The organism is Amycolatopsis sp. FBCC-B4732, from assembly GCF_023008405.1.
GTDB classification, from domain to species: domain Bacteria; phylum Actinomycetota; class Actinomycetes; order Mycobacteriales; family Pseudonocardiaceae; genus Amycolatopsis; species Amycolatopsis pretoriensis_A.
The window spans coordinates 7,173,148-7,189,657 of the sequence record NZ_CP095376.1 but is presented as its reverse complement, the minus strand read 5'-3'; the positions used below and the strand labels follow the sequence as shown (position 1 = coordinate 7,189,657).

Here is a 16,510-nt window from a genome sequence, read left to right as displayed (position 1 = left end):
GTCCGCGATCCAGGCTAGTGCCCGGCACCGACAGGAACGGCCGCTTTCACCAGATCGGCGAGATCTTCCGACCCCTCGGGAAGCGCGTCCGCGGGCCACCACCGCAGGTCGTCGGACTCGCTGCTGCGCACCGGCGAAGCGCCCGGCGGGGCGTGCACCGCGAACCGGACGTCGAAGTGGCGCGTCGGGACGCCGAGCGAGCAGGTGATCGGGTGGACGTCCAGGTGCACCGGTTCCGCGGAGATCCGCAGCCCCGGCATCCCGGACTCCTCGGTGGCCTCCCGCAGCGCGGCCCCGGCCAGCGACGTGTCCGACGGCTCGCAGTGCCCGCCGAGCTGCAGCCAGCGGCCGACGCGCGGGTGCAGCGTCAGCAGCACCTTCGTGCCGGTGTGGTCCAGCAGCACCGCCGACGCCGTGAGGTGCCCGGCCGCGCACGAGCGCCGGCAGCTGTCCTCCCGCGCGGCCAGGAAGCCGAGGAACGCCTGCCGCAGCGACTCCTGCGAAGGATCGGCCGGCCGCCACGAATCCAGCGTCGTGACGGCGTCCGCGTGCAACGTCACAGCTCCAGCAACCCTTCGCCCGGCGAAACTTCGCCACGCGGGGGCGGCGAATCCAGCGGGACGCCGATCGCGACCGAGCCGAGCGGCTGCCAGCGTTCGTCGAGGCCCAGGACGTCCCGGACGAGGTCGGCGGCGAAGATCGTCGACCCGATCCAGCACGAGCCGAGCCCTTCGGCCGCCAGCGCGACCAGCAGGCCCTGCACCGCGGCGCCGCCCGCGACCGTGAACATCGTCTTCTCGCAGGCGTTGCGGCGTTCGTCGCGGTAGGTGTGCGCGCCGTCCGGCACCAGGAACGGGATGACGACTTCCGGCGCCCGGTACAGGATGTCGCCGCGGCTGAGCCGCTTCGCGATCTGTTCCTCGGTGAATTCGTCGCCGGAGAGGTCGGCCCGCCACGATTCGCGCATCGCGTCGAGCAGCTTCTCGCGGGTTCCGCCGTCGCGCAGCCAGACGAACCGCACCGGGTGCGTGTGGTGCGGCGCGGGCGCGGTCAGCGCGGACCCCACGGCCCGCCGCAGCGCGTCAGGGTCGACCGGCTCGTCCGCGAACTGCCGCACCGACCGCCGGGCCGGCACGGCTTCCCGGCGGCCCTGCGCGATGGCTTCGTTGGTGCCCAGCCGGAAGAGGTCCTCTTCCAGGGGCCGGATGAGCGACCGCGCGGTCGAGCCGTCGTCCTCGATCGCGAGCCCGCGCACGACCGCGACCGGCGTCCCGCCGAGCTTGCCCTTGACCAGGTCGGCGGCCGCGGCGAGCTCGTCGGCGACGGCGACCTCGGTGACGGCCAGCTCGTTGCCCTGCCCGTCGATCTGCCCGCGGTAGGCGTGCAGCACGCGCAGGCCGGACGCGCCGATCGCGTTGTCGGTCTGCCCGACGCGCCAGGCGCGGCCCATCGTGTCGGTGACGACCACGGCGACCTCGACGCCGAGCCGTTCGCGCAGCCCGTTGCGCAGGGCCAGCGCGGAGGCGTCCGGGTCGGCGGGCAGCAGCGCGACCTCGTCGCCGGCGACGTTGGACGCGTCGATCCCGGACGCGGCCTGCACGATGCCCAGCGGGTTCTCGGTGATCACCGTGCGCGCGATCCGCGCGACCACCCGGACGGCTTCCTGCTCGACGAGCTTCCGGCGCTCGGTGTCACGGGCTTCGGGGTCGGTCGGCACGCGGACGAGCCTGCCCTCGACCTTGGAGACGATCTTGCTGGTCACGACCAGGACGTCGCCGGAGCGCAGCCAGGGTGCCGCCGCCACGATCGCGCCGGTCAGGTCGTCGCCGGGCCGGAACTCCGGGAGCCCGGGAACGGGCAGGATCTCCAGCTTGGCGGAAGCGTGGTCACTCAACAGGGGCTCCGGCGAGTTCGAGCGCCGCGCGGGCCATCGCCGCGGTCGCGTCCACATCGGACATCAGCAGCGGGACGTCGCGGACGGTCACGCCCGGCACGTCGGCGGTCTCGCCCTCGGCGATCAGCCAGCCGTCGAGCACGCCGCCGTCCTTGCGCGAGCCGTAGTGCCGGCCCACCGCTTCGGCGGAGGTCTCGACGCCGATCGCGGTCAGGCACGCGTCGGCCATCCCGCGCAGCGCCTTGCCGCCGATGATCGGCGACACCCCGACGACCTGGGACTTGCCGCCGCGCAGCGCGTCCCGGACCCCCGGCACGCCCAGCACGGTGCCCACCGACACGACCGGGTTCGACGGCGCGAACAGCACCGCGTCCGCGTCCTTGATGGCTTCCAGCACGCCGGGCGCGGGCTTGGCCTCGTCGGCGCCGACCGCGACGATCGAGTGCGCCTTCGGCTCGGCGCGGTACCGGACCCACCACTCCTGGAAGTGGATGGCCTTCTGCTGGCCGTCCTGCTCCGGGTCGTCGATCACGACGTGCGTCTCGACGCGGTCGTCCGACATCGGCAGCAGCCGGACGCCGGGCTGCCAGCGGTCGCACAGCGCCTCGGTCACCGCCGAGAGCGGGTAGCCCGCCCGCAGCATCCGCGACCGGATGAGGTGGGTGGCGATGTCCTTGTCGCCGAGCCCGAACCAGTCCGGGTCGGCGCCGTAGGCCGCCAGCTCCTCCTTGACCACCCAGGTCTCGCCCGAGTGCCCCCAGCCGCGTTCCTTGTCGATCCCGCCGCCCAGGGTGTACATGCAGGTGTCCAGGTCGGGACAGATCCGCAGCCCGTGCATCCAGACGTCGTCGCCGGTGTTGACCAGCGCCGTCACCTCGTGCTCCGAGTCCCCGGAACCTTCCGCCGGCATACCCAGCGCCGCCTTGACACCCAGCAGGAAACGGGCCCCGCCCACTCCGCCGACCACTACCACGATCTTCACGACGTCGAATCCTCGCACGAGCCGGGTGCGGGCACCCAGTACCGGTATCTGTGGTGCGGGGCGCAGCCGAGCCCCGCGTAGAGCGCGAGCGCGCCCGTGTTCCCCTCCGCCACCTGCAACACCGCGCGGTCCGCTCCCTGTTCCACACCCCAGGTTCCCAGTGCCGCCATCAGCGCCGACGCCAGCCCTCGCCGCCGGTGCTCCGGGCGCACGGCGAGCCGTCCGACGTGCAGCCAGCCGTCCACCAGCGCCCCCCGGACCGCGGCCGTCGTGACTTCGCCGTCGGTCGCGACGCCGTAGCCGACCTTCCCACCGGTCAGGACGGCGCGCGCGGCCGCGGTGTCGGCGTCCGACCCCAGCGCCAGCTCCCACCAGCCCGCCGAGGGCTCATCCCGCACTTTCACGTGAAAGTGCCCACCTGGGGGCCGCACTTTCACGTGAAAGTGCGGCTTCTCGAGCGGGGCGGTCAGGACGACGACCTCGTGGCCGGCGCCGTGGGCGGTGGCCGGGACCCAGCCCGCCGCGGCGATCGCATGCTCGTTCGGGCTGTCGCGGATCACCTGCACCATCGGCGGGATCCCCCGATCGTGGGCGAAGTCACACGCCGTCCGCAGCGCCTCCGGCACCGGCCGATCGGGCTCGCCGACGGCGAGGACGCTGTTGGCGCGCCCGGTGAAGCCGTCCGCCCAGCGCAGGCGCCACTCGCCGGCGAACTCCTCGACCACCGGCGGCCATGCTCTGCTGCAGGCGATTTCGAGCGTCTCGGGTGCGTTCACCGCTAGATTGTGGACCGAGGCGGTGAAAGTCGCGGAGCGGATTTCTTGAGGAGGTGGCCGTGGGCATCCAGCGCAAGGACGAGCGGCACAACGAGAAGCTCGTCGACGAGATCTCCGAGGGGTTCAACCGAGCCGTCGGGGAGAAGAAGGCCGACGAGGAGGCCCCCAAGCCCCGCTTCGTCATCACCGGCGACGCCCGGGCGACCCCGCCCCCGCGCCGCCGCGAGCGGTGAGCTCCATACCCGGGGTATGGCTAAGGCTTGCCTCACCAACCGAACGGGTGCCGCTGCCGCGTAATGTCGGCACGGTCTGGCTGTTTGCAGAGAAAAGCAGGAGTGCGCAGTGACCTACGTGATCGCCGAGCCCTGCGTCGACGTGCTCGACAAGGCGTGTATCGACGAGTGCCCCGTGGACTGCATCTACGAGGGCGAGCGGATGCTGTACATCCACCCCGACGAGTGCGTCGACTGCGGCGCCTGCGAGCCGGTCTGCCCGGTCGAGGCGATCTACTACGAGGACGACGTCCCGGACAACTGGTCGGACTACACCAAGGCCAACGTCGACTTCTTCGACGAGCTGGGCTCGCCCGGTGGCGCCTCCAAGGTGGGCAAGACCGCGCACGACCCGGGGTTCATCAAGGCCCTGCCCCCGCAGGGCGAATGAGCCCGGTCGCGCTACCCGACTTCCCCTGGGATTCGCTCGCCGAGGTCAAGGCCACGGCGCAGGCGCATCCCGGCGGGGTCGTCGACCTCTCCATCGGCACCCCGGTCGACCCGGTTCCGGCCGGCATCCGCGACGCGCTGGCGTCGGTCTCGGAGATCCCCGGGTACCCGACGACGCACGGCATCCCGGCGTTGCGCGCGGCCGCCATCGCGGCGCTCGGGCGACGCCACGGGGTCACCGGCATCGAGCCGGACGCCGTGCTCCCGACGATCGGGTCCAAGGAGGCCGTGGCCTGGCTGCCGCGCCTGCTCGGCTTCGGCGAGGGCGACCTGGTCGTCATCCCGGAGCTGGCGTACCCGACGTACGAGGTCGGGGCGCTGCTGGCGGGCGCGTCGATCCTGCGCGCCGACAGCACGGTCGCGCTCGGCCCGCAGAAGCCGGCGATGATCTGGCTGAACTCGCCGTCCAACCCGACCGGCCAGGTGCTCCCGGTGGAGCACCTGCGCAAGGTCGTCGAGTGGGCGCGCGAGCGGGACGTCGTCGTGGTCTCCGACGAGTGCTACCTGGCCCTCGGCTGGGAAGCCGAGCCGCTGTCGATCCTGCACCCGGACGTCTCCGGTGGCCGGACCGACGGGCTGCTCGCGGTGCACTCGCTGTCGAAGTCGGCGAACCTGGCCAGCTACCGCGCCGGGTTCCTGACCGGTGACCCCCGCCTGGTCAAGCGGCTGCTCGACATCCGCAAGCACGCGGGCATGATCGTGCCGCGCCCGGTCCAGGAGGCGATGGTCGCCGCGCTGACCGACGACGAGGCCCTCGAAGCCCAGCGCGGGCGCTACGCGCGTCGCCGGCTCGTCCTGCGGAAGGCGCTGGAGGACAACGGGTTCCGCGTCGACCACTCCGAGGCCGGCCTGTACCTCTGGTCGACCCGCGACGAGGACGCCGACGTCACGGTGGCCTGGCTGGCCGAACGCGGCATCCTGGTCGCGCCCGGCACGTTCTACGGCCCGAAGGGCGGCAAGCACGTCCGCGTCGCGCTGACCGCGACCGACGAGCGCGTCGACGCCGCCGTGGAGCGGCTCACTCAGTAGTCCCGGCCGGTCAGGCCGCGGTAGACGAACCGGGTCAGCAGCTCGACGGCCTCTTCGTCGGACGGCGGGGTCCAGCCCGGCGGTGAGCCGTGCAGCCACGTCGCCGCGAAGGCGTCGACGAGGTTGTACATCAGCATCCCGCAGCGGTCCGGCGTCGTGGGCAGCTTCAGCCCGGCGCGGGTGATGTGCGCGAGGTGGTCGTCGAGGTCGGCGGCCTGGGACGCGCCGAACCGCGCGAGCGTGCTCGCGAACGTCTCGCTGACCATCGCCGCCTGCCGCAGGGCCAGCATGGTCGCGGCGTTGTCCCGGTAGAACTCCCAGTACTGCTTGACGTGCCAGCGCACCGCCGTGGGGTCGCTGAAGTCGGTCAGGTGGTCTTCGCGCTCGGCGCTCTCGTCCCCGGACGCCGCGATGTCGGCCATGAGCGCTTCGAGCAGCTCTTCCTTGCCCGCGAAGTGGTTGTAGAACGACCCCGCGGACCGGCCCGCCTCGGTGGTGATGTCGGTGATCTTGGTGTTCAGGTAGCCCTTGCGCGCGAAGACGCGCTTGGCCGCGGCCTTGAGCGCGCCCTCCGTCTCCGCGGCCTTCTCCTTGCGGCTCGTCGCCGTCATCGGCACCTCCCTTGACACGGGACGCTAGCAGCGCCATTCTGAATCTAGATTCACTGAATCGCAATTCACTGAGAGGATGACATGGACACACGGGTGCTGATCGCGGGAGCCGGACCGACCGGGCTGACCCTGGCCATCGAACTGGCGCGGCGCGACGTCGCCGTGCGGATCGTCGACAAGGCCGAGACGTACTTCGTCGGCTCGCGCGGCGACGGCATGCAGCCGCGCACGCTGGAGGTCTTCGAGGACCTCGGCGTGCTCGACACGGTGCTGGCCGCCGGCGCGGCGCCGGTGCCGATGAAGATCCACCTCGGCGGCGAGGTGGTCGGCGAGCGGATGATGTTCGACCCGGTCGAGCCGACGCCGTCGAAGCCGTACCCGACCGGCTGGTTCCTCGGCCAGTCGCAGACCGAGGGCATCCTGCGCGACCGGCTGGCCGAGTTCGGCGTGCGCGTCGAGCTGAACACCGGGCTGACCGGGTTCGAGCAGGACGCTGACGGCGTCACGGCCACGCTGAGCACGGGCGAGACCGTCCGCGCGGCCTACCTGGTCGGCGCGGACGGCGGCAAGAGCTTCGTGCGCAAGGCGCTGGGGATCGCGTTCGAGGGCAGCACGGACGAGTCGATCCGGATGCTGCTCGGCGACGTCCGCGCCGAGGGCCTCGACCGGGCCTACGGCCACTGGTTCGCGACGCCGGAAGACCCGATGAGCGGCATGATGTTCAGCCCGCTGCCGGGGACGCCGCACTTCCAGTTCGGCGCCCCGCTCGGCGACGGCGAGACCGACGTCGAGACGGCGCTGCCCGCGGTCCAGGCGCGGCTCGACGCGCTGAGCGGCGGCACGGTCCGGCTGTCCGACCTGGCCTGGTCCACGGTGTGGCGGCCGAACGTCCGGCTGGCCGCGCGGTTCCGCGACGGCCGCGTCTTCCTGGCCGGCGACGCGGCGCACGTCCACCCGCCGACCGGCGGCCAGGGCCTCAACACCGGCATCGGGGACGGCTACAACCTGGGCTGGAAGCTCGCCGACGGATCACCGGAGCTGCTCGACAGCTACGAGCCCGAGCGGCGCGCGAACGCGGCCCGCGTGCTGGGCATCTCGTCGGAGCTGATGCGGAAGTACGTCGACGGCGACGAGGACGCCCACCGGCGCGGCGAGGAGACGCAGCAGCTGGACGTCAACTACCGCGGCGGCCCGCTGTCCCCGGCGGGGACCGGCACGCTGCGCCCGGGCGACCGCGCCCCGGACGCACCGCTGTCCGACGCGAACGGCAAGCGCGTGCGGCTGTTCGAGCTGTTCCGCGGCCCGCACGCGACGGAGCTGGTGTTCGGGGACGGGCCGGCGTCGGCCGAACCGGCGTACCGGATCCTGCCGGCGGGCAGCGCCCCCACCCCGGACGCGCTGATCGACGAGGGCGGCCACGCGTACGCGGCTTACGAGGCTTCAGCCGGGCGGAGGGTGCTCATCCGGCCGGACGGGTACGTCTGGTCGATCGCCTGATCACGACATCCCGGTGTGCGTGGAGTTGTCGTAGGTGCCGTTCGGCTTCGCACGGTAGGGGTAGCGGCCGCGCTTCCGCCCGCGCCGCACCCGGCGGCCGGCCAGGACGCCGGCCGTGAGGATGCTCAGGACGAGCAGGACGACGCCGCCGATGGCCAGGGTCAGCGCGGTCTCCATCGCCCTAGCCTAGGGCTGCGGTGCCGGTCCCGGGGGCGGTCGAAATGCCATGAACGGGTCGTTCACCGCGTCGGACGTCATGAACGGGTCGTTCATGACGTCTCGGTAGCTGTGCGCGGCTGGGGATTCGCGCTTACTCGAATGGGGACCCGCCGGTCCGGTGACGTCCGGCAGGCCGTTCGGGAGGCCTGGCGGTGCTGCTCACTGGCCGGTCCGGCCTGGTGGAACGTCATGAACGGGTCGTTCACCGCGCCGGATGTCATGAACGGGTCGTTCATGGCATCTCGGTAGTCGTGCGCGGCTGGGGATTCGCGCTTACTCGTGTGCGGGCTCGCCGGTCCGGCGGCGTTTCGCAAGCCGTTCAGTCGGTCCGGCCTGGCGGAACGTCATGAACGAGTCGTTCACCGCGCCGGATGTCATGAACGGGTCGTTCATGGCATCTCGGTAGTCGTGCGCGGCTGGGGATTCGCGCTTACTCGTGTGCGGGCTCGCCGGTCCGGCGGCGTTTCGCAAGCCGTTCAGTCGGTCCGGCCTGGCGGAACGTCATGAACGAGTCGTTCACCGCGCCGGATGTCATGAACGGGTCGTTCATGGCATCTCGGTAGTCGTGCGCGGCTGGGGATTCGCGCTTACTCGTGTGCGGGCTCGCCGGTCCGGCGGCGTTTCGCAAGCCGTTCAGTCGGTCCGGCCTGGTGGAACGTCATGAACGGGTCGTTCACCGCGCCGGATGTCATGAACGGGTCGTTCATGGCATCTCGGTAGTCGTGCGCGGCTGGGGATTCGCGCTTACTCGTGTGCGGGCTCGCCGGTCCGGCGGCGTTTCGCAAGCCGTTCAGTCGGTCCGGCCTGGCGGAACGTCATGAACGAGTCGTTCACCGCGCCGGATGTCATGAACGGGTCGTTCATGACGTCCGGTCAGGCGTGCAGGGCGCGGGCGGCGGTGTCGACGGCGGTCCAGGAGGCATGCCAGGCCGCGCGGGCCTCGGCGCGGCGGGCCAGCTCGCGCTCGGCGATCCGGCCGGCGACGAAGCCGACCTCGCCGTCGGCCGAGGCCAGCACCGAGCGCATCCGCTCGGCCGCGATCACCGCGTCCTGGTGGTCGCCGAGCACGGTCTGGAAGTCGCGCGTCGCCTTGATCAGGGCCTTGATCCGCTTCGCCCGCTTCTTCTTCGCCGACGTCTGGGCCAGCTCGGCCGCGTAGCGCAGCTTCTTGCCGTGGATGCGCAACGCGTGCAGGTCGTCGTCCGGCGGGTCGGCGGGCAGCGCGCGGACGGCCTTGGCGAGCTTGCGGTGCGGCTTCGCCAGCCCCGCGACCAGGTCGTGCGTCTCGGCCGCCGCCGCGGCCGGTGCTTCGCGGTCGCGGGTCAGCAGGCTGACCTCACGCAGCAGCGTCGAGTAGCGGGTGCTGGTCAGCGCCTTGGTCAGCCGCCGCTTCGCGGTCGCGCGCTCGGTGACGAACCGGGCGACCAGGCGGTGCCCGGCGGCCTGGTCGCGGACCTCGAAGTCGGCGATGACCTCGCGCAGGTGCCCGATCAGGACGTCGAAGTCACGCACCTCGCCGAGCGACTGCCCGAGCCAGCCCAGCTCCGCGCGCACCGGCTCGGCGCCGTCGCCGACCAGCCCGCCGGACAGCTTGAGCACGCTGCGCATCCGCCGCAGCGCGACGCGCATCTGGTGCAGGTCCTCGGGATCGGCACCGGAGCGCGTCCCGGCCTCGTACGCGAGCAGGAGGCGGATCTCCCGGTCGAGCTTGGCCCGCACGTGGTGCGCGGCCGGATCGGCGGGCCCGGCTTCCACCGGTGCGTCCGGCAGGCCCAGCTCGGCCGGGGTGCGAGGCAACGATTCGGTGGTCACCCCATGAATGGTAGGTGAATTCGCAGCGTCAGTCGTTGGCGTGCAGCATCGCGTTCAGCTCGACGCCGGTGCCGGCTCGCGGCACGACCTCGACCGCGCCGGTGCTCGAGTTGCGGCGGAACACCGCGCCGGAAATGCCGTTGAGCTCGAGGGCCTTCACGACCTTGCCGTCGACGACGACCTTCGTCCCCGCGGTCACGTACAGGCCGGCCTCGACGACCGAGTCGTCGCCGAGGGAGATGCCGATGCCGCCGTTGGCGCCGATCAGGCAGCGCTCGCCCAGCGAGATCGTCTCCTTGCCGCCGCCGGAGAGCGTGCCCATGATCGACGCGCCGCCGCCGACGTCCGAGCCGTCGCCGACGACCACGCCGGCCGAGATCCGGCCCTCGACCATGGACGCGCCGAGCGTGCCGGCGTTGAAGTTGACGAAGCCCTCGTGCATGACCGTGGTGCCGGCGGCCAGGTGCGCGCCGAGCCGGACGCGGTCCGCGTCGCCGATCCGGACGCCGGACGGCAGGACGTAGTCGACCATCCGCGGGAACTTGTCCACGCTGTAGACGGTCACCGGGCCGCGCGCCCGCAGCCGCAGCCGCGTCGACTCGAAGCCTTCGACCGGGCACGGGCCGTGGTTGGTCCACACGACGTTGGCCAGCAGGCCGAACATGCCGTCGAGGTTCTGGCCGTGCGGGCGGACCAGGCGGTGCGAGAGCAGGTGCAGCCGCAGGTACAGGTCGTGCGTGTCGGCCGGGGTGTCGGCGAGCTTGCCGATCGTGGTCCGGACGGCGACGACCTCGACCCCGCGGTCGGTGTCCGGGCCGAGCAGCGCCGCGGCGGCCTCGCCGAGCAGTTCGGCGGCCTTCTCCGCGCTCAGGCGCTCGGTGCCTTTGCTGCTGCCGCCTTCGACGAGCTTGGGCTGCGGGTACCAGGTGTCGAGGACCGTCCCGTCGGTCGCGACGGTGGCCAGCCCGACGCCGCTGGCGCCGGTCGTTTCGGGGTTCGGGCTCTGCTCGCTCACGGCCACCACCGTAGTGGAGTGACGCGGATCAACCACTCGTGGGCCGGGCGTCTACCTGCTTCTTCAGACCCGAAAGCGCGGCGGCGACGTCGACCAGCGCCTGCGTGCACGCGCCGCCCGGGTCGGCGACGGTGGTGCAGCCGGCGCCGCGGAACTCGCCGACCGCCTGCTGGAGCTTGTCCGCCTCGGCGACCAGCTGCGGGTCGCGGTCGTCGGCGCGCTTGCGAGCCGAACCGGGGACGTTCGCGACCTCCGTGACGTACTTCTCACAGCCCTTGGGCAGCTGGGTGCGCGGGCTGGCAAAGCACTGGTCGGCGGTCAGCGCGGTCAGCTTCGTCGGGAGCGCGTCCGGGCCCGGCTCGCCGCCCTGCTTGGGGGTCGGGCCGGCTTCGCTGCCGCAGCCGGACAGGACGAGGACCAGCAGAGAGCCGCCGACCGCGACCGCGAACCTACGCACACCCCCACGGTAGCGTGCGGGCCATGAGCCTCGACCTGCACGCCGACCCTGTCGACCTGACCGCGGCCCTCGTGGACGTCTTCAGCGTGTCCGGGTCCGAGGCCGAACTGGCGACGCTGGTGCAGGAAGCGCTCCGGGAGCAGGCACCGCACCTGGAGGTCGTCCGCAACGGCGACGCCGTCCTCGCCCGCACCAACCTCGGCCGCGGTTCGCGGGTCGTGCTCGCCGGGCACCTGGACACGGTGCCGGAGAACGGCAACTTCCCTTCGCGGCGCGAAGGCACCGGCGACGACGAGGTGCTGCACGGCCTCGGCACGGTCGACATGAAAGGCGGCGACGCCGTCTTCCTGCACTTGGCCGCGACGCTGCCGTCGCCTCGGCACGACGTCACCTTCGTGTTCTACGACAACGAAGAGGTCGAGGCGGCCAAGAACGGCCTGGGCCGGATCGAGCGCGAGCTGCCGGAATGGCTGGCGGGCGACCTGGCGATCGTCGGCGAGCCGTCGAACGGCGTCATCGAGGCCGGCTGCCAGGGCACGATGCGCGTCGAACTGCGGTTTTCCGGCAAGCGCGCGCACACGGCGCGGGCGTGGATGGGGGAGAACGCGATCCACGCGCTGGCCGGGCCCCTGCGCCGGCTGGCGGAGTACGAGCCGCGGATCGTCGACATCGACGGCTTGACGTATCGCGAGGGCCTCCAGGCGACGGCGATCACCGGCGGCGTGGCGGGCAACGTAGTCCCGGATTCGGCGGTCCTGACGGTGAACCACCGCTTCGCCCCGGACCGTTCGCCGGAAGCCGCGGAACGCCACCTGCGCGAGGTCTTCGACGGCTACGAACTGTCCGTTGTGGACCTTTCCCCGGGCGCCCTCCCCGGCTTGTCCGCCCCGGCGGCCGCGGAACTGGTGAAGGCAGCGGGCGGCCGCGCGGCGGCGAAGCTGGGCTGGACGGACGTGGCGCGGTTCGCGGCGCTGGGCATGCCGGCGGTGAACTTCGGCCCGGGCAACCCGACGCTGGCGCACACGAAGCAGGAGAACGTCCGGACGGCGGAGATCCGCCAGGTGACGGAAGTGCTCCGCAAGTTCCTGGGCTGAGCTTCAGGCGTCGGCTTTGTAGAGGCCGACGACGTGTTCGTGGCTGACGCCGGTTTCCGGGTACCCCAGGTCCTTGCGGGCGGCGAGGATGAAGTCCGCGTACAGCTGCCACATGTCGGTCCCGGGGTTGTGGGGACCCTGCTTGAACCTGCGGAAAGCGGCGATCGCTTCGTCGGAGCCGTAGATGAGCACCCAGGTCGAGAAGTCGCGGATGCGCTTGAGTGCCTCTTCCGCCTCGGCGCCCACCGGCGGCGACTCCGTCAGGAGCTTTTGGAACGTCGTCAGCATGGGCTCGTAGATTTCGTGCTTCTTGCTGTGGACGCGCTCCTCGAGGTCGCGTACCTGCTGCGCCTTGATCTCGGTGCGGCGAACGGCTTTCGAAGCTCGGCTCGCGATGATCGCCGCGTTGACGGCCGCCACCGCGGGTACGCCCGCGGCCACGATCGTGACCCACCAGTCCGGACTTGACACGTCGAAGCTCTCCTCGCTCGGGCGGTTTGACTACGGGGTAGTCGCGAGGGGCCGAGTGAGCGTTACTCAAAGTGATCAACTGTCGCTTTTCGTGTTCTCGTGGATTTTGTGGCTGTCGTCACACCCATGGGTGCTGAGCTGCGGTGACGCTCCGTCGCCACAGGTCACCGCAACTTTTCCGGCTTCCCGCCCGTACTCCCTGGTGAAAGCCGCACCTGGGGAGGATCCATGCCCAAAACCGCCGGACGGGCCGCGGTTACCGCTGTGCTCGCTTTGGCGGTGGCCGGGGTGCTCACCGCCTGTGAGCAGCAGCCCGTGGCCGCGCCCGCGGCCGGGCCCGTGGTCATGGCCATCGGGGAGGCCACCGCGTTGCCGCCGCCGCCCGATGAGCCTGCGGTGCCCGTGACGCAGGCCGCGCCCGTCGAAGTCGCCATCACCTTCCCGCGGACCGGGTCCGGGCAGTGGATGTTCACCCCCGGCAGCGACGAGGTCGCCGGCACCCAGGGCCGGCTGATGCGGTACCGGATCGCGCTCGAGACCGACATCGACGGCGTCGGGCCCGCCGACTTCGCGAAGAAGATCCGCGGCATCCTCGGCGACCCGCGCGGCTGGACCGCCGGCGGGCAGTGGCGGCTGCAGCAGGTCGGGCCGGCCGACAGCGCCGACTTCACGATCTACCTGGCCACTCCCGCCAGCCGCGACAGGCTGTGCGGCGGGACCGCGGACAGCTACACGTCCTGCCGCAACGGCAGCAACGTCGTGCTCAACGTCGCCCGCTGGGCCAACGCCGTGCCGAACTACGGGGCCCCGCTGGACGTCTACCGCCAGTACATGGTCACGCACGAGACCGGGCACCGGCTCGGGCAGGGCCACGAGCTGTGCCCCGGCCCCGGCAAGGCGGCGCCGGTGATGGAGCAGCAGACGCTCGGGCTGCACGGCTGCGTCCCGAACCCCTGGCCCTTCCCGGACGGCGCCCGCGAGTACGCCGGCCCGCCGGGCGAGTACGACGACCCCATTCCCGCCGGCGACTCCTGAGTGTTCAGGCGGGTTCCAACCCGCCCGAACACTCACGAGGTCTTACCGGCCCTGCAGGGACTTGACGTTGTCGCCGAAGGTCCAGCCCTTCGAGCCGTCCCAGTTGATCGACCAGTCCATCAGGCCCTTGAGGCCCGGAACCGACCGCCACGCCTGGGAAACCAGGCTCGGCGACATGTACCCGCCACCCGCGCCGGGCTGCGCCGGCAACCCCGGCACCTGCTTGTCGTACGGGACGCGGATCGTCGTGCCCTGCACCACGAGGCCCTTGTCGAGGCACTGCGTCTGCACGGTGAAGCCCTGCACGGTCCCAGCCTGGTACGAATCCCCGGAGCAGCCGTACATGGATCCGTTGTAGTACTGCATGTTCAGCCACCACAGCCGGCCGTTGTCCGCGTACTTCTTGATGATCGGCAGGTACGCGCCCCAGATCGAGCCGTAGGTGATGCTGCCGCCGGTCACGTACGCGGTCTCGGGCGCCATCGTCAGCCCGAAGCCCGCCGGCATCTGCGCGAGCACGCCGTCGATGATGCGGATCAGGTTCGACTGCGACGCCGACAGCGTCTTGATGTTCCCGCTGCCGGTCAGCCCCGTTTCGATGTCGATGTCGATCCCGTCGAAGTTGTACTGCTTCAGGATCGGCACGACCGTGGCGACGAACTTGTCGGCCACCGTCGACGACGAGAGGTCTATACCAGCGGCCGCGCCGCCGATCGACATCAGAAGCGTCGCGCCCGCGGCCTTGGCCGCGCACATCTCGGTCGGCGTCGACACCTTGACGCCGGCGTCCATCCCGTTCTCCCACAACACGGTCCCGTCGGACCGGATCACCGGGAACGCGGCGTTGATGACGTTGTAGCCGTGCTGGGCCATGCGGGCGTCGGTGATCGGGACCCAGCCCATGCCGGGGTGGACGCCGTTCGCGGCGCCGTCCCAGTTCTCCCAGTAGCCTTGGAGGACCTTGCCCGCGGGCCGCGGTTTCACCGCGCACGTGTCGGCCTGCACCGCCCCCTGCGCGGGGGCCGACACGAGCAGCGGGACGGCCAGCGCCGCTGCCAGAAGGGTTCCGAACAGGCGGGTTCTGCGACCGGACATACCGATTCCCATCGTCGTTGAGGGCGAACGCGGCGTGTCCGATCAAGATAAGCGCCACGGGGAACCGGTGACTACCTACGAACGGGTGGTCTAGACAACTCGCACTTTCACGTGAAAGTGCGGACCTGGGGGCGGCACTTTCACGTGAAAGTGCCGCCCCCGGGGTGGGTCAGACGGTCAGCGTCCAGGAGGACAGGTAGCCGGTGTCGGCCGGGCCGACGTCCTTGATCTGCAGCTTCCACGTGCCGTTCGCGGCTTCCGAGGAAGCGTTGACGGTGTAGGTGGTGTCGAGGTTCGGCGTCGAGTCGCTGCTCGAGTTCTTCAGCCGGTACGCCGTGCCGTCCGGGGCGACGAGGTCGATGACCAGGTCACCGCGGTAGGTGTGGGTGATGTGCACCTCGACCTTGGTGGCGTTGGACGCGTTGCGCGCGCAGCCGCCGACGTTCGCCGTGCTGCTCACCGCGGCACCCGGGTAGTCCGGGATGGTCAGCTGCGAGCCGTTGGTCACCGGCGCGCACGACGACGTCCCGACGCCCAGCGAGAACGTCGCCGTGTGGTCGGCGTTCGCGCCGTCGGCCGTCACCGTGACCGGGAAGGTGCCGGTCGGGGTGGTCGAGGACGTCGAGATGGTCAGCGTCGACGAGCCGCCCGAGGAGATGGTGGCCGGGCTGAACGACGCCGTCGCGCCCGCGGGCAGGCCGGAGGCGGACAGCGAGATCGACTGGGCCGAGCCGGACGTCGTCGCGGTGCCCACGGCGACCTGCAGCGACTGTCCGGGTTGGACGGTGCCGGCGGTCGGGTTCAGGCTGACGGAGAAGTCGTTGCCCTGCGTGGTGGCCACGGCCAGCTTCCACAGCGCGTACCCGATCGCGTCGGAGTTCTTCTCCAGCGGGGCGTCCGGGATGTTCGACGTCGTGTCGCAGGCGCGGTGGTAGCAGTTGTCGAACGCCGCACCCGCGGTGCCACCCCACTTCTGCGCCTGCGCCGAGCTCTTGATGTCGCCGGCACCGGTGGCCAGGCCGCCGACCGGGATGCCCGCGCTCTTGAAGGACGCGTGGTCGGAGCGGCCGTCGCCTTCGCTGTCGCCCTCGGTCTGGATGCCGATGGAGGAGAAGTACTCGTCGAAGATCGCCTTGACCGAAGCGACGTCGTCGTAGACGAAGTAGCCCCAGTTCTTCGAGCCGATCATGTCGAAGTTGAGGTAGGTCTTGATCTTCGTGCGCTCGCTGCTGGGCAGGTTGTTGACGTAGTACTTCGAGCCGACCAGGCCGGACTCTTCGTCGGCCCACCAGGCGAAGCGGACGCGCTTGGCCATCGCCGGGTTGGTGCGGGCCAGCGTCAGCGCGGTTTCGAGGATCGACGCGCTGCCGGAGCCGTTGTCGTTGATGCCGGGGCCGGCGCTGACGGAGTCGAGGTGCGCGCCGAGCATGATGACCTGGCTCGCGTCGCCCTGCGGCCATTCGGCGATCAGGTTCTGCGACTGGCCGATGCAGCTGGTGCAGGTCTGGCGCGTGGTGGTGAAGCCCGCGTTCTTGAGCAGGTTCTCCACATAGGACACCGAGGCCGCGTAGCCCGCGCCACGCGGCGAGCGCGTGCCGCCGTTGTTGTTGGCGATGGTCTGCAGCTGGTTGAGGTGGGTCTTGATGTTGGCCAGCGAGATGTCCGGCGCGGCGAGCGCGGTGACCGGTGCGGCGGTGGCCGCCGGAGCCGTCACGACACCCAGCACGGCGGCCAGGGCGGTGACCCCGGCGCCGAGTTTGCTCTTCCACTTCATGGCGGTGAGTTCCTTCGATGGGGGTTG

General features: G+C 71.2%; 18 protein-coding genes. 6 read left to right on the top strand and 12 right to left on the bottom strand.

Annotation, left to right across the window (positions count from 1 at the left end):
• Positions 1–14: 14 nt before the first annotated feature.
• The 4 genes from MUY14_RS31690 to MUY14_RS31675 are packed head-to-tail and all read right to left on the bottom strand — an operon-like array spanning position 15 to position 3,652.
• Positions 15–560 (bottom strand): NUDIX hydrolase, encoded by a 546-nt coding sequence (locus MUY14_RS31690; protein ID WP_247014572.1) that lies wholly within the window; start codon positions 558–560, stop codon positions 15–17.
• Entirely contained in the window at positions 557–1,951 is a 1,395-nt protein-coding gene (locus MUY14_RS31685) for a coenzyme F420-0:L-glutamate ligase (RefSeq protein ID WP_247014571.1), read from the bottom strand. The genes MUY14_RS31690 and MUY14_RS31685 overlap by 4 nt, the downstream gene beginning before the upstream one ends.
• Entirely contained in the window at positions 1,887–2,876 is a 990-nt protein-coding gene (cofD, locus tag MUY14_RS31680; protein ID WP_247014570.1) for a 2-phospho-L-lactate transferase, read from the bottom strand. Before cofD ends, MUY14_RS31685 begins: the two co-directional genes overlap by 65 nt.
• On the bottom strand, positions 2,873–3,652 hold the full coding sequence (locus MUY14_RS31675; RefSeq protein WP_247014569.1) for a GNAT family N-acetyltransferase: 780 nt from the start codon (positions 3,650–3,652) through the stop codon (positions 2,873–2,875). The genes cofD and MUY14_RS31675 overlap by 4 nt, the downstream gene beginning before the upstream one ends.
• Positions 3,653–3,711: 59 nt before the next feature.
• Between MUY14_RS31675 and MUY14_RS31670 the strand changes: the two genes are divergently transcribed.
• The 3 genes from MUY14_RS31670 (at position 3,712) to dapC (ending at position 5,403) form a co-directional block, all read left to right on the top strand.
• Positions 3,712–3,885, top strand: a complete 174-nt coding sequence (locus MUY14_RS31670) for a hypothetical protein (RefSeq protein WP_247014568.1) — start codon at positions 3,712–3,714, stop codon at positions 3,883–3,885.
• 109 nt (positions 3,886–3,994) lie between these two features.
• Positions 3,995–4,315: a ferredoxin gene (fdxA, locus tag MUY14_RS31665; RefSeq protein ID WP_086680320.1), complete on the top strand. Its 321-nt coding sequence runs from the start codon at positions 3,995–3,997 to the stop codon at positions 4,313–4,315.
• Positions 4,312–5,403 carry a succinyldiaminopimelate transaminase gene (gene dapC, locus MUY14_RS31660; RefSeq protein ID WP_247014567.1) on the top strand — a complete coding sequence of 364 codons (1,092 nt, stop codon included), beginning with the start codon at positions 4,312–4,314 and terminating at the stop codon, positions 5,401–5,403. The genes fdxA and dapC overlap by 4 nt, the downstream gene beginning before the upstream one ends.
• Here the strand turns inward: dapC and MUY14_RS31655 are convergent.
• Positions 5,397–6,014: a TetR/AcrR family transcriptional regulator gene (locus tag MUY14_RS31655; protein WP_247014566.1), complete on the bottom strand. Its 618-nt coding sequence runs from the start codon at positions 6,012–6,014 to the stop codon at positions 5,397–5,399. The two genes, dapC and MUY14_RS31655, sit on opposite strands and share 7 nt — an antisense overlap.
• 81 nt (positions 6,015–6,095) lie before the next feature.
• Between MUY14_RS31655 and MUY14_RS31650 the strand changes: the two genes are divergently transcribed.
• Positions 6,096–7,511 carry an FAD-dependent monooxygenase gene (locus MUY14_RS31650; protein WP_247014565.1) on the top strand — a complete coding sequence of 472 codons (1,416 nt, stop codon included), beginning with the start codon at positions 6,096–6,098 and terminating at the stop codon, positions 7,509–7,511.
• Here the strand turns inward: MUY14_RS31650 and MUY14_RS31645 are convergent, their stop codons facing one another.
• The 4 genes from MUY14_RS31645 to MUY14_RS31630 all read right to left on the bottom strand — a co-directional run bounded on the left by MUY14_RS31645 (position 7,512) and on the right by MUY14_RS31630 (position 11,014).
• Positions 7,512–7,688, bottom strand: a complete 177-nt coding sequence (locus MUY14_RS31645) for a hypothetical protein (RefSeq protein WP_247014564.1) — start codon at positions 7,686–7,688, stop codon at positions 7,512–7,514.
• Between the two features lie 915 nt (positions 7,689–8,603).
• Positions 8,604–9,542 (bottom strand): CHAD domain-containing protein, encoded by a 939-nt coding sequence (locus MUY14_RS31640; protein ID WP_247014563.1) that lies wholly within the window; start codon positions 9,540–9,542, stop codon positions 8,604–8,606.
• Between the two features lie 28 nt (positions 9,543–9,570).
• Entirely contained in the window at positions 9,571–10,557 is a 987-nt protein-coding gene (gene dapD, locus MUY14_RS31635) for a 2,3,4,5-tetrahydropyridine-2,6-dicarboxylate N-succinyltransferase (protein ID WP_247014562.1), read from the bottom strand.
• A gap of 28 nt (positions 10,558–10,585) precedes the next feature.
• Positions 10,586–11,014: a hypothetical protein gene (locus MUY14_RS31630; protein WP_247014561.1), complete on the bottom strand. Its 429-nt coding sequence runs from the start codon at positions 11,012–11,014 to the stop codon at positions 10,586–10,588.
• A gap of 23 nt (positions 11,015–11,037) precedes the next feature.
• Here MUY14_RS31630 and dapE point away from each other — a divergent pair, with 23 nt between their 5' ends.
• Positions 11,038–12,108, top strand: coding sequence for a succinyl-diaminopimelate desuccinylase (gene dapE / locus MUY14_RS31625; protein WP_247014560.1), 1,071 nt, complete (start codon positions 11,038–11,040; stop codon positions 12,106–12,108).
• Positions 12,109–12,111: 3 nt separating this feature from the next.
• On the opposite strand, the gene MUY14_RS31620 is transcribed toward dapE, so the two are convergent.
• Positions 12,112–12,579 carry a hypothetical protein gene (locus MUY14_RS31620; RefSeq protein ID WP_247014559.1) on the bottom strand — a complete coding sequence of 156 codons (468 nt, stop codon included), beginning with the start codon at positions 12,577–12,579 and terminating at the stop codon, positions 12,112–12,114.
• Positions 12,580–12,807: 228 nt separating this feature from the next.
• Between MUY14_RS31620 and MUY14_RS31615 the strand changes: the two genes are divergently transcribed.
• Positions 12,808–13,614 (top strand): DUF3152 domain-containing protein, encoded by an 807-nt coding sequence (locus tag MUY14_RS31615; protein ID WP_247014558.1) that lies wholly within the window; start codon positions 12,808–12,810, stop codon positions 13,612–13,614.
• Between the two features lie 42 nt (positions 13,615–13,656).
• Here the strand turns inward: MUY14_RS31615 and MUY14_RS31610 are convergent, their stop codons facing one another.
• The gene (locus MUY14_RS31610; RefSeq protein WP_247014557.1) at positions 13,657–14,709 is read right to left on the bottom strand and encodes a chitinase; all 1,053 of its coding nucleotides are present in this window, start codon (positions 14,707–14,709) and stop codon (positions 13,657–13,659) included.
• Between the two features lie 169 nt (positions 14,710–14,878).
• Positions 14,879–16,483 (bottom strand): M28 family metallopeptidase, encoded by a 1,605-nt coding sequence (locus tag MUY14_RS31605; RefSeq protein ID WP_247014556.1) that lies wholly within the window; start codon positions 16,481–16,483, stop codon positions 14,879–14,881.
• Between the last annotated feature and the right edge of the window lie 27 nt (positions 16,484–16,510).